The sequence below is a fragment of the Stenotrophomonas sp. GW821-FHT09E08 genome (assembly GCF_059416125.1).
Genome location: NZ_JBWKOO010000005.1, coordinates 195,618 through 222,268 on the forward strand (window position 1 = coordinate 195,618; position 26,651 = coordinate 222,268).

Sequence of the window (26,651 nt, forward strand, 5' to 3'; positions counted from 1 at the left end):
TAGCGAATGGAATCAGCAATACTTCTCATTTACGACCTTCCACAGCCCGCACCGATGCCCATCCACGCCCTGCAACCGGCCCGCCTGCCCCTGGCCGCAGCCCTCGCCCTGTGCCTGCTCCCGGCCACCCACGCCTTCGCCCAGGACGGCGCCACCACGCTGGACAGCATCCAGGTCTCCGGCAGCTGGCTGGGCACCGGCCTGCATGACAGCGTCAAGAGCTTTGCCGGCGCACGCACGGTGGTCGACCGCCAGCGCATCGAGGCCAGTGGCGCGGCCAGCATCGGCGATGCCATGCGCCGCATCCCGGGCGTGCAGGTCACCGACAACTCCGGCACTGCCGGCAGCTCGGTGTCGCTGAACATCGGCGTGCGTGGCCTGACCGGGCGCTACTCGCCGCGCTCGACCGTACTGCTCGATGGCGTGCCGCTGGCGGTGGCGCCGTATGGCCAGCCACAGCTGTCGTTCGCACCGACCAGCCTGTCCAACATCGAATCGATCGACGTGGTGCGCGGTGGCGGCGCGGTGCGCTATGGCCCGCAGAACGTGGGCGGCATCATCAACTTCAGCACCCTCGCCATTCCCACCGAGGCCGGCCTGCACGGCGAAGCCGGCATGCGCTACACCGCCTACGACCACGGCGGCGGCGACAGCACCCAATACAACGCCTTCCTCGGCGGCACCGGCGACAACGGCCTGGGCGCGGCCCTGCTGTACTCCGGCCAGGACGGCCGTGGCTGGCGCCAGGGCAGCGATGACCGCTTCAACGACCTGGCGCTGAAGTTCGCCTATGCCATCGACGAACAGCAGGAACTGCGCGCCAAGCTCTCCTACTACGATGTTCGCTCGCTCACCCCGGGCGGCCTGACCCGCGCCCAGTACGAAGCCGACCCGTTCCAGAACACGCGCCCCACCGATTTCTGGAAAGGCCACCGCACCGGCATAGACCTCGGCTACACCAACACGCTGTCGGCCAACAGCGAGTTCGAGGTGTTGGCCTATTACAACGAAAGCACCCGCGCCAGCTCGCTGATCAACGCCGCCAATACCCAGCTGACCGTGCAGCCGCGCGATTACCGTGTGCTCGGCATCGAGCCGCGCTATACCCAGCGCCTGCACTGGGGCGCCAGCGTGCACGACATCACCGCCGGCTACCGCTTCCTGCGTGAGCGCGGCAACGACCGCAGCTACACCGTCACCCGCCGTACCGGCGTGGCCAGCGCCACCAACCGTTTCGACAACGCCACCGACGCACATGCCTTCTACATCGACGACCGCATCGCGATCGGCCAGTGGCGGATCACCCCGGGCGTGCGCATGGAGTGGATCGACATGGACCGCCGCCAGGCCGGGGGTGCGGCAACCTTCAGCAGCCGCAACGACAAGGCCCTGCCCTCGCTCAACATCGCCTACCTGCTGACCCCGCAGCTGACCGTGTTCGGCAACTACACCACCTCGTTCGGGCCGGTGCAGAACATCCAGCTCAATTCGCAGACCGCCAGCAACCCGCTGAACCCGGAAATCGCCAGGACCACCGAACTCGGTGCGCGCTGGCAGGACGGTGCGCTGCGCGCGGAAGTGACCGTGTTCAAGATGCGCTTCGACAACCAGATCCTGCAGGTGCCGGGGATCACCCCGCCGACGTTCCAGAACATCGGCGCCACCGACCACAAGGGCGTGGAGAGCGCGCTGGAGTACCGCTTCGCCGAGGGCAGCGCTCTGGCCGGGCTGGAGCTGTATGCCAACTACACCTGGACCAAGGCGATCCAGCAGTCCGGTGACAATCGCGGCCTGGACGTGCCGTTCTACTCGCGCGACACCGACAGCGTCGGCGCCCGCTACGCGCTGGCCGGCTGGACCTTCAATGTCTCCAGCACCCACCAGAGCGGCCAGTTCTCCGACGCCGCCAACACCTGGGCCGAGAGCGCCGATGCGCGCGTGGGCCGCGTGCCGGGCGTGCGCCTGTGGAACGCGCAGATGGCCTGGCAGGTGCCGGGACTGGGTGACAGCGAGATCGCGCTGGGCGTGAACAACCTGGCCGACAAGCGCTGGTATACCCGCAACGTCGATGGCAACGCCGGTCGCATGGTGGCCGCGCCGCGCACGTTCTACGTGCAGGGCCGCTACCGCTTCTGAGCCGGTAACCGCCCGATGCAGTGACGGTGGCGATCACGGTGGCGGCGTATCATGCCGCCACCATGTCACCGTCTGCTTTGCCATCGCGCCTGCATCTGGCCTTCCAGGGCCTGCGCCTGCGGCTGCGCGGCAGCGACCTGTGGTTCATCGCGCTGGCCCTGCTGGTCGGCCTGATCGCCGGCTACCTGACCCTGCTGCAGTCCGGCATCGCGCGCTGGCTGCAGGGCACCCTGTACGGGCTGGACGAAGGCATGCGCCTGAGCTCCCTGCCCTCGCTGACCTGGACTGCGCTGCTGGTACTGCCGCTGGGTGGCCTGCTGGTGGGGCTGGTCAGCCTGGCCGCGACCCGGCTCAAGCGGCCCCTGCTTGATGCGGTGGAAGCCAACGCCCTGCATGGCGGCCGCATGTCGATGCGCGACAACCTGATCGTGCTGACGCAGACTCTGCTGTCCAACGGCTGTGGTGCCTCGGTCGGACTGGAAGCGTCGTACACGCAGATGGGCGCTGGCAGCGGCTCGCAGCTGGGCCGGGTGATGCGCCTGCGCCGCAACGACGTGCGCATCCTGGTCGGGGCCGGTGCCGCCGGTGCCATCGCCGCCGCCTTTGGTGCGCCGCTGGCCGGCGCGTTCTATGCCTTCGAGATCGTCATCGGCGCCTACACCCCGGCCGCGCTGGCCCCAGTGGCGGTCGCTGCATTGGCTGGCGCATTCGTCGCCGACCAGGCCGGCATCGAGGCCTACCTGCTGCCTGCCGCCTCGACGATTGATGTCCGCGCCGCCGACTACGCCATCTACGGCCTGCTCGGCTGCTGCTGCGCGATGGTCGGCATCGCGGTGATGCGGCTGATCGCTTCGATCGAAGGCACGGTCAAGCGCAGTCCGTTGCCGCTGTGGGGCCGGCCGGTGGTCGGTGGCCTGCTGCTGATCCCGCTGGCGCTGGCCAGCCCACAGGTGCTGTCGTCCGGCCATGGCGCGCTGCATCTGGACCTGACCACGCACCTGCCACTGATCTGGATCGGCGGCCTGCTGACGCTGAAGTGCCTTGCCTCGGGCATCTCGCTCGGGTTCGGCTTCCGCGGCGGCCTGTTCTTCGCCTCGCTGTTCATGGGCACCCTGGTCGGCGCCCTGTTCGCCGGCCTGCTCGCCATGGCCACCGGCGTGCCGGTGATCGACGCAACCTCGGCCGCGCTGGCCGGCATGGCCGCACTGGCCGCTGCGGTGGTCGGCGCACCGATGACCATGGCCATGCTGGTGCTGGAAGGCACCCACGACTTCCTGCTGACCAGCGTGGTGATGAGCGCGGTGCTGGTCTCCAGCACGCTGGTGCGGCAGTGGTTCGGATATTCGTTCTCGACCTGGCGCATGCACCTGCGCGGCGAGACCATCAAAAGCGCGCGCGACGTGGGCTGGGTGCAGAACCTCAACGCCGGCCGGCTGATGCGCAAGGGCGTGGCCACCGCGCCAGCCGACCTCGACGCCGCCGCCTTCCGCCAGCGCTTCCCGCTGGGCTCGGGCACCCGGGTGATCCTGATCGACAGCGAAGGCCACTACGCCGGCATCGTGCAGATTCCGCGCGTGTACGGCGACGGCGTGAAGCCGGAAACCATAATCGTCGAGCTGGCCGAGAACCGTGACGTGTCACTGTCACCGACCGCAGACGTGGTCAGCGTGATGCAGCGCTTCGACCAGACCCAGGCCGACGAGCTGGCCGTGGTCGGCGCCGACGGCCAGGTGCTGGGCGTGGTCTCCGAAGCCTTCGTGCGCAAGCGCTACGCCGAGGAATTGGACAAGCGCCAGCGCGAACTGATGGGCGAGCGGGTCGAGGACAGCGACTGATCTTCAAAAAAGGGACGGAGGGGATCAAGTCGTTTCTGGCACATCTGGATATCCACGCGTTGGCGTGGAAAGACTGTCACTTCGGCGGGGTAGACTCCAGCCATGCGCTTCATTGAAACCTTCCAGGCCGGTCCCTTCGCCGACACCGTGGTCAGCCTGCTGGCCGCCTTCGTGCTCGGTACGCTGATCGGCGCCGAGCGCCAGTACCGGCAACGCACCGCCGGCCTGCGCACCAACGTGCTGGTGGCAGTCGGCGCCGCCGCCTTCGTCGACCTGGGCATGCGCATCGCCGGCAGTGCCGAGGCGGTGCGGGTGATCTCCTACGTGGTCTCCGGGGTCGGCTTCCTCGGTGCCGGCGTGATCATGAAGGAAGGCATGAACGTGCGCGGGCTGAACACCGCTGCCACGTTGTGGTGCTCGGCGGCGGTCGGCAGCTGCACCGGCGCGGACATGTTGGCCGAGGGCGTGCTGCTGACTGTGCTGATCATCGCCGGCAATACCCTGTTGCGGCCGCTGGTCAATGCGATCAACCGCATCCCGATCAACGAGACCGCCACCGAGGCCACCTATGAAGTGCGCCTGAGCGTGGATGCAGAAGCCGTGCCGCGCGTGCGCGAGCGCCTGGTCGATGCGCTGGACGCTGCGCAGTATCCGGTCGGTGATGTGCAGGTGGTCGAGCATGCCGACGCGCCCACTGATGTGATCGCGGTGCTGGTCAGTACCGCCGTGAGTGCCGATGAGCTGGACGTGGTGCTGGCACGGATGGAACAGGTACCGGGCGTGCTGCATGCCACCTGGGAAGTCAGTACCCGCGATTGAGGGGGCTGCGCGGGTTCACCCACCCGCCAGGCGCTGCTGGGCCCGCAACAACTTCCGGAATGAACCGCACTGGCGTGCATCCTGCGCTTCCGGGCAGGCCGCAGCGCGTTGCAGGTGCCGACGCACCCGCTGCAGCTGGCTGATCTGCTGCTGCAGTACCTCGGCCTGCGCCAGCAGGGCCTCACGATCCAGCGTGATGCATCCACGCTGAGGTGGCAGCGACACCCCGATCTGCTGCAGTGACAGCCCGGCCGCCTGACCGAGACCGATCAGCGCCAGCCGCTCCAGCACCTGCTCGTCGTACTGCCGGCGCAGGCCACGGCGGCCCAGCGACTGCAACAGCCCGAGCTGTTCGTAGTAACGCAGGGTCGAGGCCGGCACGCCACTGCGCTTGACCACTTCGCCGATATCCAGTTCACGCATGGGCTTGACCTCAAGTCGCCTTCAAGCATCAACCTATGGGCAACTTCCCGGCAGGACAAGGCCATGGCCAGCACATCCCCCGTTGATCAGAATGCGCTCTGGAATGGCCCCGGTGGCCAGATCTGGGTCGCCCAGCAGGCCATCCTCGATGGCCTGTTCCAGCCGATGGCCGACCTGCTGGTGGCCGAACTTCCGGAAACCGTCACGCAACTGCTCGATATCGGCTGTGGCACCGGCGCCAGCCTGCTGGCCGCCGCAGCGGCTCGCCCTGCCGCGCGCAGCACCGGCCTGGACATCTCCGCGCCGATGGCGGCTCTGGCCCGGCAGCGCGCAGAAACGGCGGGACTGGACGCGGACTTCATCGTCGCCGACGCGCAGCGGCATCCGCTGCCCTCCGCGCACTTCGACTGGATCCAGTCGCGGCTGGGCGTGATGTTCTTCGAGGACAGCCAGGCCGCCTTCGCCAACCTTCATCGTGCCGCAACGCCAGGCGCGGGCCTGCGTTTCATCGCCTGGTGCAGTGCCGACGAGAACCCGTTCATGACCACGGCCGAACGCGCCATTGGTGATGAACTCGAGCTGCCACCCCGTGCGCCTGGCGCACCGGGCCAGTTCGCCTTTGCCGATGGCAAGCGGATACAGCGGCTTCTGCAGGCGGCCGGCTGGAAGGACGTCGAAGTGGTTGCGGTCGACCTGCCCTGTTCGATCGCCCGCGACGAGCTGCCGACCTATGTCGGCCAACTTGGCCCGCTGGGACTGGCCCTGCGTGCGATGCCGGAAGACCGCGCCAACGCACTTCGAAGCGAGGCGCTGGCCGCGTTCGCGCCCTTCATCGAAGGCGACCGGGTACGCGTAGATGCCGCCTGCTGGCTGGTCCGCGCCCGCGCCTAGAGATAGGGGACGGAGGGGATTAAGTCGTTCTTGCCCCTGCGGTGCCGGAAACGACTTAATCCCCTCCGTCCCCTTTTCCTTCTACAGCGCCTCGCCGGCGTCGGCCAGGCGTGATTCGATCAAGGAATACCACTGCTGCAAAACGTCGATGAGCATGTCCAGCTCGGCGTCGGTGCGTTGGGCGCGGCCACTGCGCAGACAGGCCTGGGCTTCTTGCAGCTGGGCGAGGAAGCCGGCCACGGTATCGGCCTGCAGGATCAACCCCGGCAGGCGACGCCCGGGAATGCGCACCACGGCATGGTTGCCGAGCTGGCCATACACACTGAGTGTGGTTTCCGTCTTCATGGAAAGAGGCAGGAATTGGGCGTTCATCGTGCACCGTATGCAAACCTGAGCCGCCGGCAGGCGGGGACAACGGGGGAGACGTGGCCACGTCCTGCCGGCGGTCAGGGGGGACTCGGGATGCCGGGGCCCTGCCCCGGCGCAGGATTCTCAGCGTGGCTGTGCCACGCCCGCGATCTGCACGCGGCGGTTCGGGGCCAGGCACGCGATCAGCTCGCGACGATTGCGCTGGTCGCACTGCACGACCGGCTCCGCCGCGCCACGTCCTTCGGCACTGATGCTGGCAGCCGGCACTCCACCCTGCACAAGCGCCATGCGTACCGCTTCGGCACGTCGCTGCGACAGGTTCTGGTTGTAGCTGGCGCTGCCAATGCGATCGGTGTAGCCGGTCACCCGGATCGACTGCACCTGGCTGGCTTCGCGCACCTGTGCCAGCACGCCCTGCACTGCTTGCTGCCCCTCGGCGCTGAGCACCGCGCTGTCGAAACCGAACAGCGCGTCGGCGGACAGGCGCAGCGGCTGCTCCGGCAACGGCGCCGGTGCGGGCGGGGCCGGCGGCCGCGGCGGCTCCAGCACCGCCGCACACGATTCAGGCTTCCAGTAGCCGCCCTGGGCGATGCCCTTGTTGTCGAATCGCACCTGGAACTGGCAGGTGAAGTACTCCGCACCCTGCGCAGTGCGGAAGTTGAACAGGTAGTTCCACTCGCGCACGCCCCACATGCCTTCGTTGAAGTGCGGCGTACCCAGCAACGTGTACAACTGGCGCTTGCTCATGCCCGGTGCGAAACGGCGCAGGTCGGCGACGTCGGGATAGATCCCTTCCTTCAGCGAGGCCTTCGAGGCCTCCGGGAAGTGCACGGCGGTGGCTTCGGCAGGACCCTCGGCGGCCGGCGCATGGCTGCGGCAGGCGGCCAGCAGGCCCATCCCCAGGATCAGGCCCAGCGTGGCGGCCAGCTGGCCGCTGCGGGCGATGCGATGCTGTTTCATGTCATTCCCCCTATGGACGTTTCCGCGATGCCGGGCCGCGGTTGCGGCCCGGCGGCGGGGATCACCACTGGATGCCGGCACCGACGGCCACACCGGCCTCGCCACGGCTGTTGGTCGAACCGCTGAACTTGTAGATCCAGCGGCCACCTTCCGAGACACCGGAGATACCGACCGCAACACCGGATTCGCCGTTGTAGCTGCCGGCCGCGACCGAGGCCATGCTGCGACCCGCCTCACTGGGCTGCGGCAGTGCTGCGGTGGCCATCGCCGAGGCGATACCGGCCGAGGCGCGGTTGTCGGTCTTGCGCAGGTCACGCTCGAAGCCGCCCATGCGCTCGTCGGTGTAGGCCTTCGACCAGTCCAGGGTCTGCGCCATGCCCGACTTCAGCTGGTCGACATTGACTGCGTCGGTACCGGCGTTGCCGGCGGCGACGTTGCGCACCGTGGTCGGCCCGCTGTTGGTGTTGCCCAGCGTGACGCTGTTGTAGTTGGTCGCGCCGTTCACCGTGGTGTCGTAGCGGATCGTACCCTGCTGCGAGGCCTGGAGCTGACGCACGTTGACCGCATCGGTGGCCTGCGAGCCATCGGCCACGTTGACCACCTGGCGTTCGGCACCGCTGGCCCCCACCGAAACGGTGTTGGCCCGGTTCGCCACCGAACCCGCACCCAGTGCCACCGAGTTGTCGGCCTGTGCCTGCGAACCATTGCCGAGCGCGGTGGAGTTGGCACCGGCAGCGGCGGAGCCTGCGCCACCTGCGGCCGAGTTGGCACCGCTGGCGGACGGATCGGCCAGGTTGTTGGTGTTGTTGGCGCGGAAGCTGCCGGCCACGTTGGTGATGTTCTGGATCTTCTGGTCGGTGTACTTCTTCGATTCGTCGATGGCGTAGTTCACGCCGTTCTTCAGCTGGCCGACATTGGTTGCGTCGTACGTATCGGAACCGTCGGCGACATGGGTGATCTTGCGCTCGCTGCCGGTGCTGCCGACCGACACTTCACCGGCCGAGTTGCTGGCGCCCGTCTGGCCGTAGGCACCGGTGTAGCCACTCTGTGCACCGACGCTGGCCACCGAGCCGGCACCCAGGGCGACACTGTTGCCGGCACTGGCGCTGGCACCGTTGCCGACCGCTACGCTGTTGGCGCCCGCTGCACTGGCCTGCGGGCCGACTGCCACCGCTTCCGCACCTGCTGCCGTAGCGGCCGCTGCGGTCGAGTTCACCGCAAGGTAGGCGCTGCCGCCGCCGTTGGTGATGCGCTGGTTGAGGACCTTCAGCGAGCCGTCCACTGCGGTGAATGCGGCGGTGACATTGTTGTAGTCGCCGCTGGTGAAGGTCCCGTCGGTGGCGATGCTGGAGATGCTGAACTTCGGCGCGGTCCACACGTTGGTGGTGCCGTTGTAGGCGGTGGTGCCACCGAAGTAGTTGGCGACGGTGCTGTTCGTGCTGAACAGCTGGTCGCCGGTGATGGCATCACTGCTGCCGGCCAGGATGCTGCCGGCGGCGACGTTGGTGATCTTCACCGCGCCGGTACCGGTACCCGTCAGCGTCACACTGTTGAGCACGTTGCCACTGCCATCGACGTCGTACTTCACGGCAAGCTTGTCGATCTCATCGGTCTGGTCGGCAACATTGGCCAGCGAGTTGCTGACCGCGTCGAAGGCGGTGCCGACATCGTTGTAGCTGCCCTTGGTCACGGTGCCGTTGGCGGCGACGTTGTTGATCGAGTAGGTCGGTGCAGTCAGCACGCCGCTGGCGTTGACCGCTGCGCCACCACCGAGGTGGGTAGCCACGGCCTGGTTGGCAGCGAACAGTTGGGCACCGTTGATGGCCTCGCTGCTGGTGGCACTGACCTGGCCCGGCCCGAGGTTGCGCAGCGTGGTGGCGGTGCCGGCCTGGCCCAGCGTGGCGCTGGCATGGTTGACGCTGCCGTCGCCGTTGAGGTCATAGCGCAGGGCTCCCTGCTCCGATGCCTGCAGCTGGCCGACGTTCACCGCATCGGTGGCGGCGGTACCCGCGGCCAGGTTGGTGACCTGGCGCTCGGCTCCGGCCGCGCCGATCGACACCGAATTGGCACGGTCGGCCAGGCTGCCGGCACCCACCGCGATGCTGTTGGCGGCGGTGGCGCGGGCATTGGTGCCGACGGCGATCGAGTCGGTGCCGCTGGCCAGGGCTTCGGTGCCGGTCGAGTTCACCCGCAGGTACTTGGTGCCGCCGTTGCGGATGTCGGTGATCTGCGTGTTGAGGTTGACCAGCGAGCCGTCCACCGCGGCGAATGCATCGGTGGCGTTCTCATACAAGCCCTTGGCAATGGCGCCGCCGGTGGAGATGGTGCTGATCTCGAACAGTGGTGCAGTGAAGGCACCACTGGCCGGATCGAAGGCCGCGCGACCACCGAAGAAGCCGGCGATGGCGGCGTTGGTCGCCGCAAGCTGGCCGCCATTGACCGCTTCCAGGCTGCCGGCAGTGACCGCACCAGCGGCCAGGTTGCCGATGGTGGTGGTGCCGGTGCCGGCACCGAGCGTGACCCGGCGATAGTTCGGATTGCCGGCACCGTCCAGGTCGTAGGTCACCGCAGCGGCCGCCACATCATCGATCAGGCTGATCGCGCCCTTCAACTGCGCCACGTTGACCGCATCAGTGTTGACGCTACCGGCGGCGACGTTGGTGATCTGCCGTTCGCCGCCACCGGCGGTGCCCACCGACACTTCACCGGCCGAAACCTGCGGAGCGGTGAGCCCGTACGCGCTGTAGCTGGCCTGGGCGCCGCGCAGCGCGGCCGAGCGGTAGCCCAGTGCGACCGAGTTCGCCTGGTTCGAGGTGGCCTCGGCACCGAGCAGGGTCTGCCCGTTGGCCGTGCCCACCGCACTGTCGCCGACGATCACCGAATGCCCCATGCGTGCCGCGTAGTCAGCGGTCGGCACACCGGTCGGGTTGCTCGGATCATTGGTGCCGGCACCCGGGAAGGCCACGTTGGCATCGACCTTCGGCAGCTCGTGGCGGGCATTCGCGCCGATCACCACCTCCTTCGAGCCGTTGGCGAAGGCGCCGTCGCCCATCAGCACCTGGTAGTCCTGCGCCGCATTGACTGCCCAGCACGAGATGTCGGCCAGGGCGATATCCAGGCACTTGGCCGCCCATGCCGGCGAATCCTTCGGCAGCAGCAGGCCCAGCAGGCCGCCGGGGTTGCCGTTGTTGATGTTGTAGATGTAGCTGTCGGAGGTGACGCCACCAATCAGGGTCAGGTGCGAGCTGCCGCCGGTGACGGCGCCACCCAGGCCATTGAGGGTGCTGCCGACCGGCGACAGGTTGACCAACGGCAGGCCGAGCACGTTGACCGTCGAGTAGGTCTGCATCACGTTGGCGTTGCTGAGCTTGAGGTTGCCGTTGCTCAGGTAGCCGTTGCCACCGAACAGGCTGGTGGTGGTCGGGCCGATCAGCTGGCCGACGTTGCCAACCAGGCCGCCGGTGCCGATGATCAAACCCGCATTCGGGTCGGCCGGTGCCGGCGCCTTCGGACTGGTCGGCGGAATCGCCGAGGGCTTGGTCAGGCCGAGGCCGCTCAGCGTGCCACCGACCAGGCCACCCACGGCACTGCCGAGATTGCCGATGGTGCCATTGAGGTTGCCGTTGAGCAGGTTGCCCACGGCACCGCCGACGTTGCCCAACGTGTTGCCCAGCAGGCCGCCGAGGCCACCGGTGCTGCCGCCGGTCGCGCCGTTGAGCACACCGCCAACGGTACTGCCCACCGCGCCAACCGTGTTGTTGAGCGTACCGCCCACTGCGCCGCCCACCGCACCCACCGCGCCAGCGGCGCCGTTGACGGTTCCACCAACTGCGCCGACGGCACCGTTGAGCGTGCCGCCCACCGTACTGCCAACAGAACCAACAGTGCCGTTGAGCGCACCGCCGACTGCTCCACCAACGGAGCCAACCGTGCCGTTCAGTGCGCCACCCACGGCACTACCGACTGCGCCGACGGTACCGACCGCTCCGTTGAGCGTGCCACCCACCGCGCTGCCAACAGTGCCAACGGTGCCGTTGAGCGCACCGCCTACGGCACCACCGACTGCGCCGACGGTACCGACCGCGCCGTTGAGCGTGCCGCCCACCGCGCTGCCGACCGTGCCAACGGTGCCGTTCAGTGCACCGCCCACGGCACCACCGACTGCACCGACGGTGCCGACCGCGCCGTTGAGCGTGCCGCCCACCGCGCCGCCGACCGTGCCAACGGTGCCGTTCAGTGCGCCACCCACGGCACTACCGACTGCACCGACGGTACCGACCGCGCCGTTGAGCGTGCCGCCCACCGCGCTGCCAACTGTACCAACGGTGCCGTTGAGCGCACCGCCAACTGCACCGCCGACGTTGCCGACGGTGCCATTCAGTGCGCCGCCAACCACGCCACCAACGGTGCCGACGGTGCCGTTAAGTGCCCCCGCCACCGCGCTGCCGGCCGTGCCGACCACACCGTTGAGCGCGCCGCCCACCGCACTACCCGCGGAGCCGACCACGCCGCCCACCAGGCTACCCACACCCAGCGCACTGTTCTGTGCCGCGACCGTTGCCTGGCCGGCCAGCTTCAGATTGCGGTCGGCCACCACTTCCTGCCCATCCGGCGCCTGCAGGCGCACGTTGCCGGCGACGCCGGTATCAAAGGCTGCAGTAATCGCACGGTCATGGGTTTCGCCCGGCAGCTCTTCCTTGGCCGGCAGCGTGACCGCTGCCGTCGCTTTGACCTGGCCTTGGCCATTGATCTGGTGCCCAGCCAGCTTCAGCTGCGAATCGACCTTGCCATCGACCGAGGTCTTCAGCCCAGGCAACGAACCCGCCGAGGTACTGCTGATGCCGGCCGCCGCCGTGGCGCCGGTATCGATCGAGGCCACCTGCGCACCGGCGACGCCAACGTTGGCTTTCGCCCGCGCATCCGCAGCCACGCCGAGCGGCGCATGCGCGGACGGCGCAACCTGTGCCGCCAGCGATGCATCAACCTTCGCTGCATTGGAGGTTGCATGACCCAGCCCGATATTGGCGCGGACATCGGCAGCCAGCGCCGGAACAGCAACCTGCTTCGGCGTGGTGTTCGCCGCCAGATTCACCTGCACGCTGGCCGGCAACACATCGCGCACCACCGGCAGCGAGGCAGTGCTCAGCTGCAGGCCGACACGTGCATCGGCGCTGATCGCAGGGCTGCTCTGCGCCTGGCGCGAGGCGGCGGCCAATGCCACTTCGGCATCGACCTTCACCGGCATCGGCTGCGCATACTTCGCGGCCAATGCCTGCAGGTCGCGCAGCGATTGATTGGTTTCTGATGCTCCTGCGTGGCCGCTGGCCAGCGCACACAGCAGCGCCAGCGCTAGCACAGAGGGCATCAGCAGGACACTGCGCGGATCGCGCGCGGCACCGCCGCCGCTATCGCCGGTGGCCAGTTCCGAGGCCACAACCAGAGCATTGAGCTGGCGGTTCCATACACGCCGGTAGATGCGGTTCATGAGCATTTCCCCCGTAGGCGAACAACTGGAATGTCAGTGGACTTGCCGTTAGGCAGGTGACTGACATTTCAGCGCTTGCAACGGTGGCTGCGCACTTCATTCCGGCACGGCAATCGCGCATTCCGGCAAATCCACGGTCGGAATCGGCAGCCGGTTATGCAGAAGCGGCAACCATATCGGCAAGCGGATATGCAATTCCGGCAGAAACGACGGGGAAACCCTTGTGCCGCCAGGGTCAGGCCGGCTGGCCGATCTGCGCCGGTGCGCGCATCAAGGTATCGCGCGGCAGTTCGCCGAAGACCTTGCGGTAATTGTCGGCGAAGCGCGACAGGTCCCACAGGCCGCAGCTGAGCGCGATGGCCTTCACCGAGCGACGGCTGGAATCGGCCATCGACAGGCTGCGGCAGGCCGCGCACAAGCGCAGCATCGACAGGTAACGATTGGGCGAGGTACCGAACAGGTCCTCGAAGGCATAGCGCAGGCCGCGCTCGCTGACGCCAGCGGCATCACAGATTTCATTCATGTAGATATTGCGGCGCAGGTTGAGCCGCATGAAGTTCTCCGCACGCTGCGCAATCAGATAGTGCGTCCGGCGCGCACGGCTGCATCCCGGGCGGTCTGCCGCACCGGCGCCCAGCAGGGCCTGCACGTGCCCATGCAGAAGGCGTTCGGTTTCATCTGGCTGCAGTGCAATGCCCTGTCCCAACTGCTGGTGAAGTTGCTGGTAATACCCCACCAGCGGCGCTGAATCACTGGCCAGGTTGAACAAGGACAGCGCCTGGCCTGCGGGCGGCGTGCTGCGCAGGCTCAGCTCGGTCAGCTTGCGCTGCACACGTACCACCGGCACCAGCATCAGGGTCATATGGGTGCCGGGGCTCAGCGTGAACTCACTGATACCCTCGGGCATCACGGTCAACGCCATTCCCGGCGTGAGTGGCACTCCGTGGCACCAGCTCAGCGTTTCATCGGTGGCGTGGATATACCCCAGCATCGCCCAGTCCGGAGGCAGCATGAAGCGCCCACGGCAATGGAAACCACAGCTGATGCTGCAGAACAGGGCTTCCTCGTGCACGCGCGAAGCGAAGGCCGCCCGTGGTCCGTTGCCATCGAGCAGAAGCAATTCGACATCACACACACGAAGCACGCCGCTCAGCGTCGCCAGGTCGATCGACCGCAGGCCGCTGTCGTCACCGTCTCCTACCCCACCATCGACCATGACAGTGTCGTCCCCCCCGTTGATCCGTCATGCGATGCGGCCCCCACTGCCTGACAGGGCGCACACCGTTACAGGAACCGCTGCCGTTGCCGGGAGAGGAACGGTCAATGCCGCACAGCCCACCCGGAAAAACTCCATAGCTTGAATGCGAGTATGCCCGATAATCTTCGCGGGTAAACCCACGGAATGCATTGAAGAAAACCGATACACAAGTGAAGAGTTTGTTGTCGTGTTTGGCACGGTTTTCGCATGCGAAAGTTTAGAGGAATCACATTATCTGCACGTGGATGAACCGTTTTGCCCACGAACGGATATTCGTCACAGAAACAATCTGAAAGTTTAAGGTCCGAGTGTTTTCTGCCGAATTTGCATATAGGTTCCGGTTGCAGCGGGCCGCCATTCAGGCAAAGTCGATATCAAGGTGATCCGGTCCTTCATAGAGAGGCCGCATCCAGGGGGAACGCATGAACATGCACGCATCGCACGATACTTCGACCACCGGCCCGGCGCCGTGCGGTCGTAGCCGCGCAGTCGGCGCCCTCCCTGGAAACGATCACCCTGCTTGAGCACAGTGGGCCCGTCCCGCTATGCCTCCTCCGCCAGGATCGGCGGAGGTCCACGGACGATCCCGGCGGAGCCGGGCCACCGCCCAACGCAGGTGTCCTGTTGTAGACAGGTAGAGGGAGACAAACGTCATGAACGCATCGATCCGCAGGTTCCTGAAGGAAGAAGACGGCGTTACCGCACTCGAGTACGGGCTGCTGGCCGCTGTGATTGCCGGCATCCTGATCGCGGTCGGCAACAAGGAGATCAAGGGGTTCTTCGAGACGCTGTTCAAGAATCTCTCTGATCTTGCTACCAAGGCATCAGGCTCCACGCCCGCAACCTGAGCGGCGTTCCAGGTTGGACCAGGGACAGCAACTGCCTACCGTCCACTGACGGACAATGGAGTGTGCGATGACACTGCTGGGACTGTTGGCCATCGGCGTGTGCCTGCGGATCGCGATCAGCGACCTGTATGCCCGCCGGGTGCCCAACACCTGGCTGCTGTCGGCGTGCGCGATCACGGTTGTCCTGATCATCGCCGGCCAGTTCAACGCGCCGCGCCTGCCGTGGGGTTCCCACGTCGCCGGCGCGGCGCTGGGGCTGGTAGCCCTGCTGCCGTTCCATGCAGTGCGCTGGATGGGCGCGGGCGACGTCAAGTTCTTCTCGGTACTGGGCCTGATGCTGGGCTGGCAGGCATTGCTGCCGATCTGGATCGCGGCCAGCCTCGCTGCTGGCGTCCATGCGGCGATCGTCCTGGTGTCGCGCCGACTGAGTTCATTGTTGCCGTTCGGGCTGCAGGCCCAGGTAGACCGCGCCAGTTCGCACTGGCAATCACATCCTGCGCTCCGTGACATGCAGAGCGCCCGGCAGGGACGCCACGGCATTCCCTATGCAGCCTACCTGGCGATTTCCGCCATCGGCTGGATCCTCATCAGCGCCTACGGAGGTGTGTCATGAACTCCCACAGCCCCCGCCGGCAGCGTGGCGTCGCCAGCATCGAGTTCGCGTTGATGCTGATGCTTGGACTGTTGCCGCTGCTGATGTTCACCTTTTCCGGCGTGATGATCATGGCTGCGCAGCAGACCCTGGCCACCGCCTCGGCCGAGGGTGCGCGCGCATCGTTGCGCTATGGCAATGCCAATGAGCGCCGTACAGCAGCATGTGTCGCGGCGCGCAACTCGATGCAATGGCTGTTGAAGTTCTCGGCGCAGACCGTCGACTGCAGCAATGGCGGCAGCAACGCCGTGGTGGTGTCGCCGCAGGCGCCCTGCGCGGGCTTGGCCACGGCCCAGTGCATGACCGTGACCGTCAGCTACGACTACGCCAGCCATCCCTTCCTGCCCGGCACCGCCACGCTCTACAAGTGGGTGATGCAGGCCCCCATCCGCAGCGTCGCGGTCGCACAGCTCGACCTCGGCAGCGGTAACTGACGATCGGTACAGGAGACGGTTTCATGCTCAAGTTGACCCGCATCGCCGCCGTTGCCCTGATCGGGCTGGCCGTGCTGCTGGCCCTGGTCGCCTTCATGATCGGGCGCAAGCCCGACGCCCCGGCCTCAGCGGCTCCGGTCGCGCAGAGCGAGGCCCAGACGTTCACGGTGGTGGAAGCGGTGGCGCGCCTGCCGGCCGGCGAACCGATCACCGCCAACGGGCTGCGCCTTGCGCAGCGCACCGCGCCGGTCGCCGGTACCGCCACCAGCATCGCTACCGTCGTCGGCAAGGTGCCGGTGCAGGATATCGCCGAAGGCACCGCCATCAGCAGCAGCGCACTGGCGCAGGGATTCTCGCTGCAGCTGCGCCCGGGCGAGCGCGCCCTTGCGGTGCCGGTCGATGAACTGGTCGGCGCTGGCAACCGCATCCTGCCCGGCGACTTCGTCGACGTCTTCCTCAACCTGCGCAATGCCCAGCCCAACGCCAGCGGCCCGGGCGAGGCTGCACAGACGCGCCTGCTGCTGTCCCGCCTGCGCGTACTCAGCTATGGCCAGCAGGATATTGCCCCGGCCACCAGCGATGCTGTCGCCAGCAACGACGGCGACAACCGCAACGACCCGCGTGCCGCCGACATCACCGGAAGCGGCAGCAGCCACACCACGGGCAACGAAGCCACCCAACCGGCACGCAGTGCGGTGCTGGCAGTCCCGGTGGCCGATGCCAATCGCCTGCTGCTGGGTGCGCAGCAGGGCAAGCTGTTCCTGGCCCTGCGCAATCCGGCTGATACCGGCCTGCCCGACCTCGCCCTGTTCCCGCAGTCGCGCGGGGTGATCGATCCGTTGCGCGGCCTGGATGCGGAACAGCAGCTTGCACTGCAACGACCGGAGAACCATGCCTTCGCCGGCATCGATGACGATGCGCTGGCTGGCCGCGGCACCGCTCCGGCGCGCGCCAATCCACAGGCGCCGGCACGCGCACCTGCGACGCGCCACAGGACCCAGCGCGCGCCTGGCATCGAAATCATCCGCGGGGACAGCTCTGCTCCCCGTGGTTCCCTTTGACCTGCATCGAGCGCATCCATGACCGAACGTCGCCGCAGTCCACGCCTCTCCCCCCGCCAGCGCTGGCTGGCCCTGCTGCTGGTGCTGCTGGCACCGGCAACAAGCGTGGCGGCCGACGATCTGGTGCTGCAGGCACGTGAGCAACGGCCGTGGACGCTGCCGGCCGACCTGGAGCGGGTCGCCATCGCCGACCCCGGCGTGGCCGATATCGTGATGCTGCGCGGCCAGCGCCAGGCACTGCTGGTCGGCAAGGCACCAGGCATCACGACCCTGCTGCTGTGGCACCGCAGGCAGGCCGAACCGCAGCGCCTGCAGGTGCGGGTGCAGAGCGCCGTGCAGGGTGCGGCCGACGCCGGCTCGGGCGGGCTGGTGTTCACCCAGCAGGACAACCAGGGCCTGCTGCAGGGAAGTACCGACAGCGTGCTCTCGCACATGCAGGAACAGCGCACCGCGGCGATGGCGCTGGGCAAGGACGGCACGCTTGCTGATACATCGACGGTCAGCAGCGGCGGCGTGGTCCAGGTCGAGGTCAAGGTCGTCGAATTCAACAAGACGGCGCTGAAGCAGATCGGCATCAGTTTCCAGAACCGCAATGGCAACTTCGCCTACGGCTTCGCCCGTCCAGGCGGCCAGCTGCCGGGCAACACCGGCATCCTGCCCGGGATGAAGGAAGGCAACTCCGGCAACGAAGCCGAGTCGCCCATTTCCTCTGCATTCCGCCTGGTGTTCGGCTCGACCAAGGGCCTGTGGAACGCCGATGTCGACCTGCTGCAGAGCAACGGCATGGCGCGTGTCCTGGCCGAACCGACGCTGGTCGCGCTGTCCGGCCAGAGTGCCAGCTTCCTGGCAGGTGGCGAACTGCCGATCCTGGAACCGCAGGGGCTGGGCACCACCACCATCACCTACAAGCCGTTCGGCATCGGCCTGACCGTGACCCCGACGGTGTTGGCACCCAATCGCATCGCGCTGAAGGTGGCTCCGGAAGCCAGCGACCTGGACTACAGCAACGCCATCGCCCTCAACGGTGTGCAGATCCCTTCGATCACTACCCGGCGCGCAGACACTACCGTCGAGCTCGGCGACGGCGAGAGCTTCGTGATCGGCGGCCTGGTCAGCTCCAACGTGGTGTCCAGCGTCGGCAAGATCCCGTTGCTGGGCGACCTGCCGATCATCGGCTCGTTCTTCCGCAACTTCGACTACAAACGACAGGACAAGGAACTGGTGATCATCGTCACGCCGCGGCTGGTGAAGCCGCTGGCGCGCAACACCGAACTACCGCTGCCCGGCGAACGCGAGGCCAAGCCGAACCTTCCGGAATGGGGTTCGTGGCTGCTCGGCCCGATCAGCCAGGACCCGGTGCCCGGCTTCTCGCGTTGACTCCATGATGCCTGCGATACCACGACCATGCCCTACGCCACCGCCCAGCCGCTGCATCCACAAGGACCACCGATGAACCTGGTCCTGTACGGCATGGATCGCGAACTGCTGCCCCGGCTGGCCGCCAAGTTGCCGCCGGCCACCACCCTGCATTGGCAGGACAGCAGCATGCCGACTTCCGCGCAGGACCTGCAACGCGGACCGGAAAGCCTGGTGCTTCTCGATTTCCGTCCCGAGCACGCGGCCGCCTCCAGCGTGCTTGCACAGCAATTGCAGCAGACCGAGCCGGAGCTGATGCTGGTCGCGGTCGGTTCCACCAGTGCCGGCCAGGTGGAAGGTGTGGTGATGGCGCTGCGCGTGGGCCTGCGTGACGTGCTGGACCTGGACAGCGACAACATCGGCATCGAAGCAGCGCTGCGCCGCGCACTGTCGCCACGACCGGCTCCTTCGGCGCAGCTGGCACACAAGGCACGCCTGATCGTGCTGCTGGGGGTGCGCGCCGGCGTCGGCACCAGCACTCTTGCGGCGCATCTGTCGGTGCTGGCGCAGCAGACCCGCGCGCTGGCCCAGGGCGACGCGCTGCAGCAGGACGGCCTGCTGCTGGAACTGGCGCAGCCCTCGGGCGACCTTGCGCTGTACCTCAATCTCGACAGCCACTTCCACTACGAGGATGCGCTGCGCAATGCCAGCCGCATCGACGCTACCCTTGCCCGCACCGCGATGGCGCGCCATGAGTCCGGGCTGGTGCTGCTGGACCGTGCAGGTGGCAGTGATGCGGTGCCACCCTCGGACCCGGGCGCATTGCTGCAGCGGCTGCGCGGCGTGTTCGCCAGCGTGCTGTGCGATGCCGGCGGCTGCCCGCTGCGGCAATTGCCACCGCTGCTGCTGGACCAGGCCGACGAGATCTGGCTGGTCACCGACGCCTCGATCGCCACGCTGGTGTCACTGGACCAGGCACTGAAGCACCTCGCTGGCCAGCGCGAACGCGAGAAGCGCCTGCAGCTGGTTATCAACCGCCACGACGACAGCAGCGGCATGAGCCCGGAGCAGATCGCGCGCCGCTTCGAGGTGCCGCTGCTGGCAACGTTGCCCGAACGACCGCGCGTACGCCTGGCGGCCAGCCAGGGCCATCTGCTGCTGCAGGATGCGCCGCGCGACCCCTACCTGCGTGCCCTCGCCCCGCTCGTCCCGCGATTGGATCCGGCTGCGTGCCCGGTCCAGGCGCAGGGCCTGCGGGAAAGACTCTCCCTTGCTCTGGGTGGATCGCAATGGAAGACAAGGTAACTCCGTTCCCGCATGCCGCTGCCCGCCCGGTGCTGCCCGAGAGCGCCGCCGGCCATCTGCCGTTCGCACAGACCGAGCAGTACCAGAAGGTGCTGTCGGCCGCGCACGAGCACTTGCTCAACAGCATCGAGGACGAGCGCATCGACATCGATTCCTGGGCCCCGGACACCATCGCCCGCTGGGTGCAGGTGCAGACCGTGGGCTTCATCCAGGAATGGCGCATCCCGATCAACGAGGAAGAGATGCAGGTGGTTGCCGAAGGCCTGGTCAAGGAGCTGACCGGGTTTGGCCCGCTGGACGACCTGCTGCACGATCCATCCATCGAAGACATCCTGATCAACGGCTTCAAGGATGTGCACGTCTCGCAGGGCGGCCAGCTCAAGCGCGCCACCCAGCGCTTCACCGACGATACCCACCTGCTGCGCATCCTGCGCCGCATCCTCGCTCCGCTGGGGCGCCGCCTGGATGATTCCAACCCGATGGTCGATGCGCGACTGCCCAACGGCGGCCGCCTCAACGCGATCATCTCGCCGCTGGCGGTGGACGGGCCGATGGTGTCCATCCGCAAGTTCCGCAAGGACCCGTTCACCCCCGATGAGCTGCTGGCCAAAGGCACCTTCGATGCACCCATGCAGGCGCTGCTGAAGGCGATGGTGCTGGGCCGCTGCAACATCCTGGTCTCCGGTGGCACCAGTTCCGGCAAGACCTCGCTGCTGAACGCACTGGCCAGCTACGTGCCGGCCAACGAACGCGTGATCACAGTTGAGGACACCGCCGAACTATCACTCAACCATCCGCACGTCGTACGCCTGGAAAGCCGGATCGGTGGTGCCGAGGGCCAGGGTGCGGTCAGCATCCGCGACCTGGTGCGCAACAGCCTGCGCATGCGTCCCGATCGCATCGTCGTCGGCGAGGTGCGTGGCGCCGAGGTACTGGAAATGTTGCAGGCGATGAATACCGGCCACGACGGATCGATGGCCACCATCCACGCCAACTCGCCGCGTGACTGCCTGTACCGCATCGAGATGCTTGCCGGTTTCGCTGGCTTCCAGGGCAGTGAGGACAGCCTGCGGCGGCAGATCGCCAGCGCCATCGACTTCATCGTGCAGATCTCGCGCCTCGGCAGTGGCCGCCGCGTGCTGGTCTCGATCACAGAAATCACCGGCGTCAGCGACAACCTGATCACCACCCAGGAAATGTTCCGCCACGAGCTGCAGATCGACGGCAACGGCAGGGAAATCGATCGCTGGATCGGGTTGGGCTTCCATCCGCATTCGCACAAGCTGGAGCCATTCCGCCAGCAGCTGCGCGAATCCCTGTACGGGGACTTCTGAGCATGGGCACTGGGCTGCTGCTGGGCGTACTGAGCATCATCTCGGTGCTGCTGGCTCTGGCGGTCTGGCTGTGGGGCACAGCCAGCAGCCGCGAGCAGCGCCAGGCATCGATGCAGCACGCCGAACAGCGCCTTGCGCGTGGCAGCGCCGGTGCTGGCGCCCCCGCTGGCGCCTCCGTTGCAGCGGCCAACGATCCGCCGCGACCGGCCAGCAGCGGGCGACGCGTGCTGCCATTGGACGGCCTGCTGCAGCGCGCCGGCCTGCGGACGGGCTGGAAGCTTCCCATCATGCTGCTGGTGCCGGGGCTGGTGCTTTCTGTGGTGGCGATGCTGCGGCTCGGCACCGCATGGATGTTTCCGCTGACCCTGCTGCTGTACCTTCTGGGTTGCTGGCTGTGGGTGATGCGGCGGACATCGAAGCTGCGCGCGCAGCTGCTGCATCAGCTGCCGGATTTCCTCGACAACCTTGTGCGTCTGACCGCGCTGGGCAACAGCCTGCAGGCAGCGTTCCAGGTGGCATCGATGCAGACCAGCGCACCGCTGCGTGGCCTGCTGGATACCACGGTGCGCTATGCGCGCAGCGGCATGGACCTGGACCGCGCGCTCGCACTGGCGGCGCAGCCGTATCGCATGGATGTGCTGAAGGTTCTGTCGGTGGTGGTCGGGGTCAGCGTGCGCATTGGTGGCCGCTCCGACCAGATCCTGCAGCGCATGGGTGATTTCATGCGCGACCTGGAACAGGCGCAACAGGAACTGGCCGCGACCACCTCCGAGACGCGCATGTCGGCGTGGGTGCTGGGCCTGCTGCCACCGGCCAGCGCCGTGCTGATGGCAATCTCCAGCCCCGAGTTTTTCCAGCCGGTCCTGCACGATCCACTCGGTCACAAGATCCTGCTGATCGCACTGGGGCTGGAGCTGTTCGGAGCATTCCTGCTGTATCGCCTGGCCAAATCACTATGAACCGCCGCAGCACCCCCGGAGATGCCCGATGAGCGCCAGCGCCTGGTTCGCCCTCTCCCTGCTGCTGCTTGCGGCTGGCATCGCCCTGCTCGGCATTGCCGGCTGGGTGCGCAGCCATCGCGAACACCGCACCTCGGCCACGTTGAAGACCGCCCTGCAACCGCGCGAAGAGGCGCGTGACAACGAGACCACACAACGCGATTCACTGGGCTGGCTGGAGCGATTCGGCCGCGCGCTCAGTGGCGGTCGCCTGGAAGCTGCGCTGCTGGCCAATGAAGATCGCCTGCTGCTGGACCTGGCCAGCTGGAACACGCGTCGCGGCACCGCAATCTATCTCGGCCTGCGCTTGCTTCTGGCGCTGCTCGTGCTGGCATTGGCGCTGGCCTTCAGTGATGCCACGGGACTGGCCAGGATCATGGTCGTGATCGGTGCGCTGGCCGCCGGCCTGCTGCTGCCAAAGTTCGTTCTCTCTTCCTGGGTGAAGCGGCGGCGGCGGGCCGTCGACAACGAGCTGCCTCTGCTGATCGACCTGCTGCGGCTGTTGCAGGGCGTGGGATTCAGCATGGACCAGAGCCTGCAGACGCTGGGCGACAAGCTGCGTGACGCGCTGCCGGTACTCGGTGGCGAACTACAGGAAGCCAACGTGGCCTATACCCACGGCCGCACCCGCGCGCAGTCGCTGCGCCGCTTGAGCGAAGTCTATGCCGACGACGACCTGAGCAGCCTGATGCAGCTGATCCTGCAGGTGCATGCGCACGGCGGTGCGGTACAGGAGCCGCTGCGGCAGTTCAGCGTCCGGCTGCGCGAACAGCGCCGCAATACCTTGAAGGAAAAGGTCGGCAAGCTCTCGGTCAAGATGACCGTGGTGATGATGCTGACCCTGCTGCCAGCGCTGATGCTGGTCCTTGCCGGCCCCGCGCTGGTCGCGCTGGCCACCACCATGTCCAAGATGGGATCGCCCTGATGCCTGCCCTGCACAACACCTGCCTGCTGTTTGCTCTCGTCGCCGTCGCCGGCGGCTGCTCATCGACCACGCCGAAGTATCTGCGTGCGCCCAGCCTGGCCGCGCCCGAACCGGCACCGCAGGACAGCCGCAACGCCTACCTGGAGCTGATAGAGCGCATGCAGCAGCAGGGGGCGTGGTATGCCTCGCTGGCGCATATCGATGCCTTCCGCCAGCGCTACGGGGACCCGCCGGCGTTGCGCCTGCTGCAGGCCGATGCATTGCGCGAGACTGGACAGGCCGATGCCGCGGTCACCCTGTACCGCGATCTTTCCAGTGGCCCCCAGGCCGCCGCGGCCGCCCATGGCCTGGGCCTGATCGCTGCGCGGCGCGATGACGATGCCGGCAGCGAGCAGGCGTTGGCGCAGGCCACCCAGCTGCAGCCATTGAATACCAGCTACCTGGGTGACCTCGGCTATGCACGGCTGCGCGCGGGCCGCTTCGAGCAGGCGCGCGAACCGCTGGCCAAGGCGCTGGAGTTGTCACCAGGCAACGCCAAGGCCACCGCCAACCTGGCGCTGTGGGCGGTGCTTCGTGGCGATACCGCCACCGCCGAGCGTCTTGCCCAGCAGGCCAACCTCAACGAAGAAACCCGCAACAGCATCCAACAGCAGGCCGCACAGATCCGCGCCCGCCTGCAGCAACGCCACGCCGCTGCCGCTGCCGCTGCTGCGGCAACGGTCGCGCCACCCGCCCCAGCGACGGCGACGGCGATGGCCAGCAGCAAAACAACAGGCAGCACACGACTGGCAGCCGAACCGCGCCGCGATGCCCGTGATGCGCGCGATCCGCAGCGCCTGCCGCCCTCGATGCTGGAACGCTTCAGCGCCTCCGACCGCCCGAACGGGAACACACCATGACCGCGACCCCCCTGTCCCGACGCCTGCTGTCCGTATTGACCTGCCTGCTGGTTGCGGGAGCCGTGCAAGCGCAGCAACAACCGTTGACCGGGCAGATGCTTGGCGGCGCTAGTCCGTCCGCGCCGGCAGCGCAGCCGCTGCAATCCGAGCCACTGCCTACGATCGACCTGGCAGCGCCCGCTACACCGACGCCGGTAACCGCTACCACGGCGGTTGTCGCCGCCGACAGCATCACTCCAGCAACGCGCCCGGGACGCAGCCAGTTCGGTGATACCGCACGCAACCTGTTCCGCCTGCAGGCATCAGGGCAGCAGGCCGGCCAGCATCTGCCGATCCTCGGCGACCAGGCCACCCTGAGCTACGCCCGCTACATCAAGAGCTTTGAACACGAGATCCCGGACTTCTTTGAAACCGATGTCGCCAAGTCCAAGGGAACATCCTCATCCGGACGCTGAGGTAGGCCATGAAACGCCCACGCCAGTTCAGTTTCAGCCGCCCGCGTGGCGGCATGTCAATCACCATGATGCTGGTCATGCTGGCATTGCTGGCGATGCTGGGTCTGATCGAAATCGGCTATCTGTTCTGGGCCAAGCGTGACGCGCAGAAGGTGGCCGACCTGGCCGCACTGGCCGGCGCGCAACGACTGGAGCTGTGCACCTCGGACAACAGCGACAACAGTGCGGCACGGCAGAGCGCGCTGACCCAGAACAAGTTTGCGGGCAGCCTGCAGATCCGCTGCGGCAACTGGAGCGCCACCCGTGGCACGGCGAACCGTTTCGTCACCACGATCGACGCCAGCACCCCCCGCAACGCGGTCCAGGTGGTCGCCGAGCGCAGCGTGCTGCCTTTCTTCGGGCAGAACACCAGCCTGCCGACTGTCAGCGTGCAGGCCGTTGCCCGCCGCTCGGAGCCTACCGCCGTATTTGCGGTCGGCTCGCAGCTGTTGCGGACCCGGGGCGACTCGCTGCTGATGTCGACCCTGCGCCTGATCGGCCTTGATGTCACCAATGCCACGGTGCTTTCCTATGACGGCCTGGCGCAGGCCAGCATCACTCCATCGGGGCTGTTGAAGGCACTCAACATCCCGGTCAGCGCCAACCTGAGCGTGGCCGACTTCAACCGGCTGCTGGCGGTCAACAAGATCTCGCTGGCGCAGCTGGTTGATGCCACGGCCACCGTGGTCGGCCGCAACACCACCGTCGGCGTGCAGCTGCGTGCTCTTTCGGACCTGGTCGCGACCCGGCTGGACATCACCAAGCTCAACATCGCACTGGGCAGCGAGTCCGGCGGCGGAGGCCTGTTCGCCGAGGTCATTTCTCCAGACGGTACCGCCGGCAGCGCACTCGAGTCGAAGATCAGCGTGCTCAACCTGATCAGCACGGCCATCTCCATCGCCAACGAGGGCAATGGCATCGCGGTCGAAGGCTTGAACCTGCTCGGCATCAACGTACAGGCGGGCGTGGTTGAACCGCCGTCGATCGCCATCGGCGGCGTAGGTTCGCGTGCCTACAACGCGCAGGTCCGGCTGATGGTGGATGTGGACAGCAACAACCTGTTCGCGCTGGGCCCCCTGCTGCAACTGCTGGGGACGCAGCTGCACCTGCCGCTGCATGTCGATGTCGCCAACGCGATGGGCACCCTGACCGGCATCCAATGTGGCGCCAGTCCGCCCAAGGCGACCATCCAGGTCGACTCCTCGGTGCTGCGAGCCTGCGTGGGCAAGGTCGATCCTGCGCAACGCTTCTCCAAGAACAATGTCTGTGACAACACCCTGCAGAACGAGCAGCTGCTGAAGCTGCTGGGCAAGCCCCTGATCACCAACAAGATCGCCCTGCCCGCCCTGACCAGCTCACAGAACCTGACCCTGGCTGCCGGCGAGAGTGGCTCCACGCAGATCAATCCACTGGCGCTGGGCAACGCCGTTTCTGATCTGGTCAGTGAGCTGCTGCGTGTGCTCGCGGGCATGGTGTCGACTCCGCAAGGTGACGCCGACGGCAGGCAAACGGCATTGGCATTGGCCAATCAGTATCTGATTGCAGCCCATCCCGGGGGCGGGCGCTATGACGTGAAGAATGTCATCCCCCTGCTTCGCAACGGTGATCCCAGCCAGAACCTGAATCCCGTCGGCGACTGGGTGATGCACAACGGCGTTCCGGTTCCGAATGGTCTGGGAACCAAATGGACAGACGGCTCTGTCTGGGACAGCTATCGTGCGACCGTGACCGGGGAGGGATTCGGTCTGCTCGACAAGCTGTTGAGCATTGTTGTGGGTGGCCTTCTGGTCAATCGATGCGACAGCCTGCTCGGCAACCTGCTCGACTACAACGGCTGCGTGCGCAACAACCTAGCCTCGTACCTGCTAACCAAGGCCGGGGGCCTGGGTGATCCGAGCTCTGGAAGCGGAGTCACAACTCCTGGCAATGGCGTGTCCTGCAGTGGCCTGCTCTGTACCCTGTTGAATCCGATCCTGGCGGCGCTGAAGCCGGTGCTCAACAGCGTCGGCTCACTGCTGACCAACCTGCTGGCCAGCGTGCTGGGCCTGGAACTGGGCCGTACCGACGTCAACGTGCAGTCGATCCAGTGCAGCGCGGCGCAGCTGGTCTATTGACCCGTGACGGGCGCCCTTGGCGGCGCCCGCGCCCATGCTAGACTCCCGGCGGGGA

At 67.0% G+C, this 26,651-nt stretch carries 21 protein-coding genes; 16 read left to right on the plus strand and 5 right to left on the minus strand.

The window, feature by feature from the left end; genetic code table 11:
• The first annotated feature begins 54 nt into the window (after positions 1-54).
• The 3 genes from AC07M7_RS09325 (at position 55) to AC07M7_RS09335 (ending at position 4,790) form a co-directional block, all read left to right on the plus strand.
• Entirely contained in the window at positions 55-2,136 is a 2,082-nt protein-coding gene (locus AC07M7_RS09325) for a TonB-dependent receptor family protein (protein WP_495207230.1), read from the plus strand.
• A 62-nt stretch (positions 2,137-2,198) separates the two neighbouring features.
• Complete coding sequence (locus AC07M7_RS09330; protein ID WP_495207231.1) at positions 2,199-3,971, plus strand: chloride channel protein; 1,773 nt, start codon at positions 2,199-2,201, stop codon at positions 3,969-3,971.
• A 102-nt stretch (positions 3,972-4,073) separates the two neighbouring features.
• Positions 4,074-4,790: an MgtC/SapB family protein gene (locus AC07M7_RS09335; RefSeq protein WP_426355714.1), complete on the plus strand. Its 717-nt coding sequence runs from the start codon at positions 4,074-4,076 to the stop codon at positions 4,788-4,790.
• A gap of 15 nt (positions 4,791-4,805) precedes the next feature.
• On the opposite strand, the gene AC07M7_RS09340 is transcribed toward AC07M7_RS09335, so the two are convergent.
• A complete protein-coding gene (locus tag AC07M7_RS09340) occupies positions 4,806-5,213 on the minus strand; it encodes a MerR family transcriptional regulator (RefSeq protein ID WP_046986985.1) in 408 nt (135 codons plus the stop codon).
• Between the two features lie 63 nt (positions 5,214-5,276).
• Here AC07M7_RS09340 and AC07M7_RS09345 point away from each other — a divergent pair, with 63 nt between their 5' ends.
• Entirely contained in the window at positions 5,277-6,104 is an 828-nt protein-coding gene (locus tag AC07M7_RS09345) for a class I SAM-dependent methyltransferase (protein WP_495207232.1), read from the plus strand.
• Positions 6,105-6,185: 81 nt separating this feature from the next.
• On the opposite strand, the gene AC07M7_RS09350 is transcribed toward AC07M7_RS09345, so the two are convergent.
• From AC07M7_RS09350 to AC07M7_RS09365, 4 genes are all read right to left on the minus strand, one after another.
• Positions 6,186-6,449, minus strand: coding sequence for a DUF6959 family protein (locus AC07M7_RS09350; protein WP_248298412.1), 264 nt, complete (start codon positions 6,447-6,449; stop codon positions 6,186-6,188).
• 147 nt (positions 6,450-6,596) lie between these two features.
• Positions 6,597-7,433, minus strand: coding sequence for an outer membrane protein assembly factor BamE (locus tag AC07M7_RS09355; RefSeq protein ID WP_495207233.1), 837 nt, complete (start codon positions 7,431-7,433; stop codon positions 6,597-6,599).
• A 61-nt stretch (positions 7,434-7,494) separates the two neighbouring features.
• Positions 7,495-12,918, minus strand: coding sequence for an ESPR-type extended signal peptide-containing protein (locus AC07M7_RS09360; RefSeq protein ID WP_495207234.1), 5,424 nt, complete (start codon positions 12,916-12,918; stop codon positions 7,495-7,497).
• 235 nt (positions 12,919-13,153) lie between these two features.
• Positions 13,154-14,134: an AraC family transcriptional regulator gene (locus AC07M7_RS09365; protein WP_478473549.1), complete on the minus strand. Its 981-nt coding sequence runs from the start codon at positions 14,132-14,134 to the stop codon at positions 13,154-13,156.
• A gap of 695 nt (positions 14,135-14,829) precedes the next feature.
• Here AC07M7_RS09365 and AC07M7_RS09370 point away from each other — a divergent pair.
• The 12 genes from AC07M7_RS09370 to AC07M7_RS09425 all read left to right on the plus strand — a co-directional run bounded on the left by AC07M7_RS09370 (position 14,830) and on the right by AC07M7_RS09425 (position 26,596).
• Positions 14,830-15,024, plus strand: a complete 195-nt coding sequence (locus AC07M7_RS09370; protein ID WP_136638080.1) for a Flp family type IVb pilin — start codon at positions 14,830-14,832, stop codon at positions 15,022-15,024.
• Positions 15,025-15,091: 67 nt separating this feature from the next.
• Positions 15,092-15,637 (plus strand): A24 family peptidase, encoded by a 546-nt coding sequence (locus AC07M7_RS09375; protein ID WP_482997923.1) that lies wholly within the window; start codon positions 15,092-15,094, stop codon positions 15,635-15,637.
• Complete coding sequence (locus AC07M7_RS09380) at positions 15,634-16,110, plus strand: TadE/TadG family type IV pilus assembly protein (RefSeq protein WP_495207235.1); 477 nt, start codon at positions 15,634-15,636, stop codon at positions 16,108-16,110. Before AC07M7_RS09375 ends, AC07M7_RS09380 begins: the two co-directional genes overlap by 4 nt.
• A 23-nt stretch (positions 16,111-16,133) precedes the next feature.
• Complete coding sequence (gene cpaB / locus AC07M7_RS09385; protein WP_482997922.1) at positions 16,134-17,171, plus strand: Flp pilus assembly protein CpaB; 1,038 nt, start codon at positions 16,134-16,136, stop codon at positions 17,169-17,171.
• Between the two features lie 18 nt (positions 17,172-17,189).
• The gene (locus AC07M7_RS09390) at positions 17,190-18,548 is read left to right on the plus strand and encodes a type II and III secretion system protein family protein (protein ID WP_136638084.1); all 1,359 of its coding nucleotides are present in this window, start codon (positions 17,190-17,192) and stop codon (positions 18,546-18,548) included.
• A gap of 27 nt (positions 18,549-18,575) precedes the next feature.
• Entirely contained in the window at positions 18,576-19,832 is a 1,257-nt protein-coding gene (locus AC07M7_RS09395; RefSeq protein WP_495207236.1) for a CpaE/TadZ family protein, read from the plus strand.
• Positions 19,817-21,166, plus strand: coding sequence for a TadA family conjugal transfer-associated ATPase (locus AC07M7_RS09400; protein ID WP_136638086.1), 1,350 nt, complete (start codon positions 19,817-19,819; stop codon positions 21,164-21,166). Before AC07M7_RS09395 ends, AC07M7_RS09400 begins: the two co-directional genes overlap by 16 nt.
• 2 nt (positions 21,167-21,168) lie before the next feature.
• Positions 21,169-22,125 (plus strand): type II secretion system F family protein, encoded by a 957-nt coding sequence (locus AC07M7_RS09405; protein WP_495207237.1) that lies wholly within the window; start codon positions 21,169-21,171, stop codon positions 22,123-22,125.
• Between the two features lie 28 nt (positions 22,126-22,153).
• On the plus strand, positions 22,154-23,089 hold the full coding sequence (locus tag AC07M7_RS09410) for a type II secretion system F family protein (protein ID WP_136638088.1): 936 nt from the start codon (positions 22,154-22,156) through the stop codon (positions 23,087-23,089).
• Complete coding sequence (locus tag AC07M7_RS09415) at positions 23,089-23,988, plus strand: tetratricopeptide repeat protein (RefSeq protein WP_495207238.1); 900 nt, start codon at positions 23,089-23,091, stop codon at positions 23,986-23,988. Before AC07M7_RS09410 ends, AC07M7_RS09415 begins: the two co-directional genes overlap by 1 nt.
• On the plus strand, positions 23,985-24,443 hold the full coding sequence (locus AC07M7_RS09420; protein WP_495207239.1) for a DUF3613 domain-containing protein: 459 nt from the start codon (positions 23,985-23,987) through the stop codon (positions 24,441-24,443). Before AC07M7_RS09415 ends, AC07M7_RS09420 begins: the two co-directional genes overlap by 4 nt.
• An 8-nt stretch (positions 24,444-24,451) precedes the next feature.
• Positions 24,452-26,596, plus strand: coding sequence for a TadG family pilus assembly protein (locus AC07M7_RS09425; protein ID WP_495207240.1), 2,145 nt, complete (start codon positions 24,452-24,454; stop codon positions 26,594-26,596).
• The last annotated feature ends 55 nt before the right edge of the window (positions 26,597-26,651 follow it).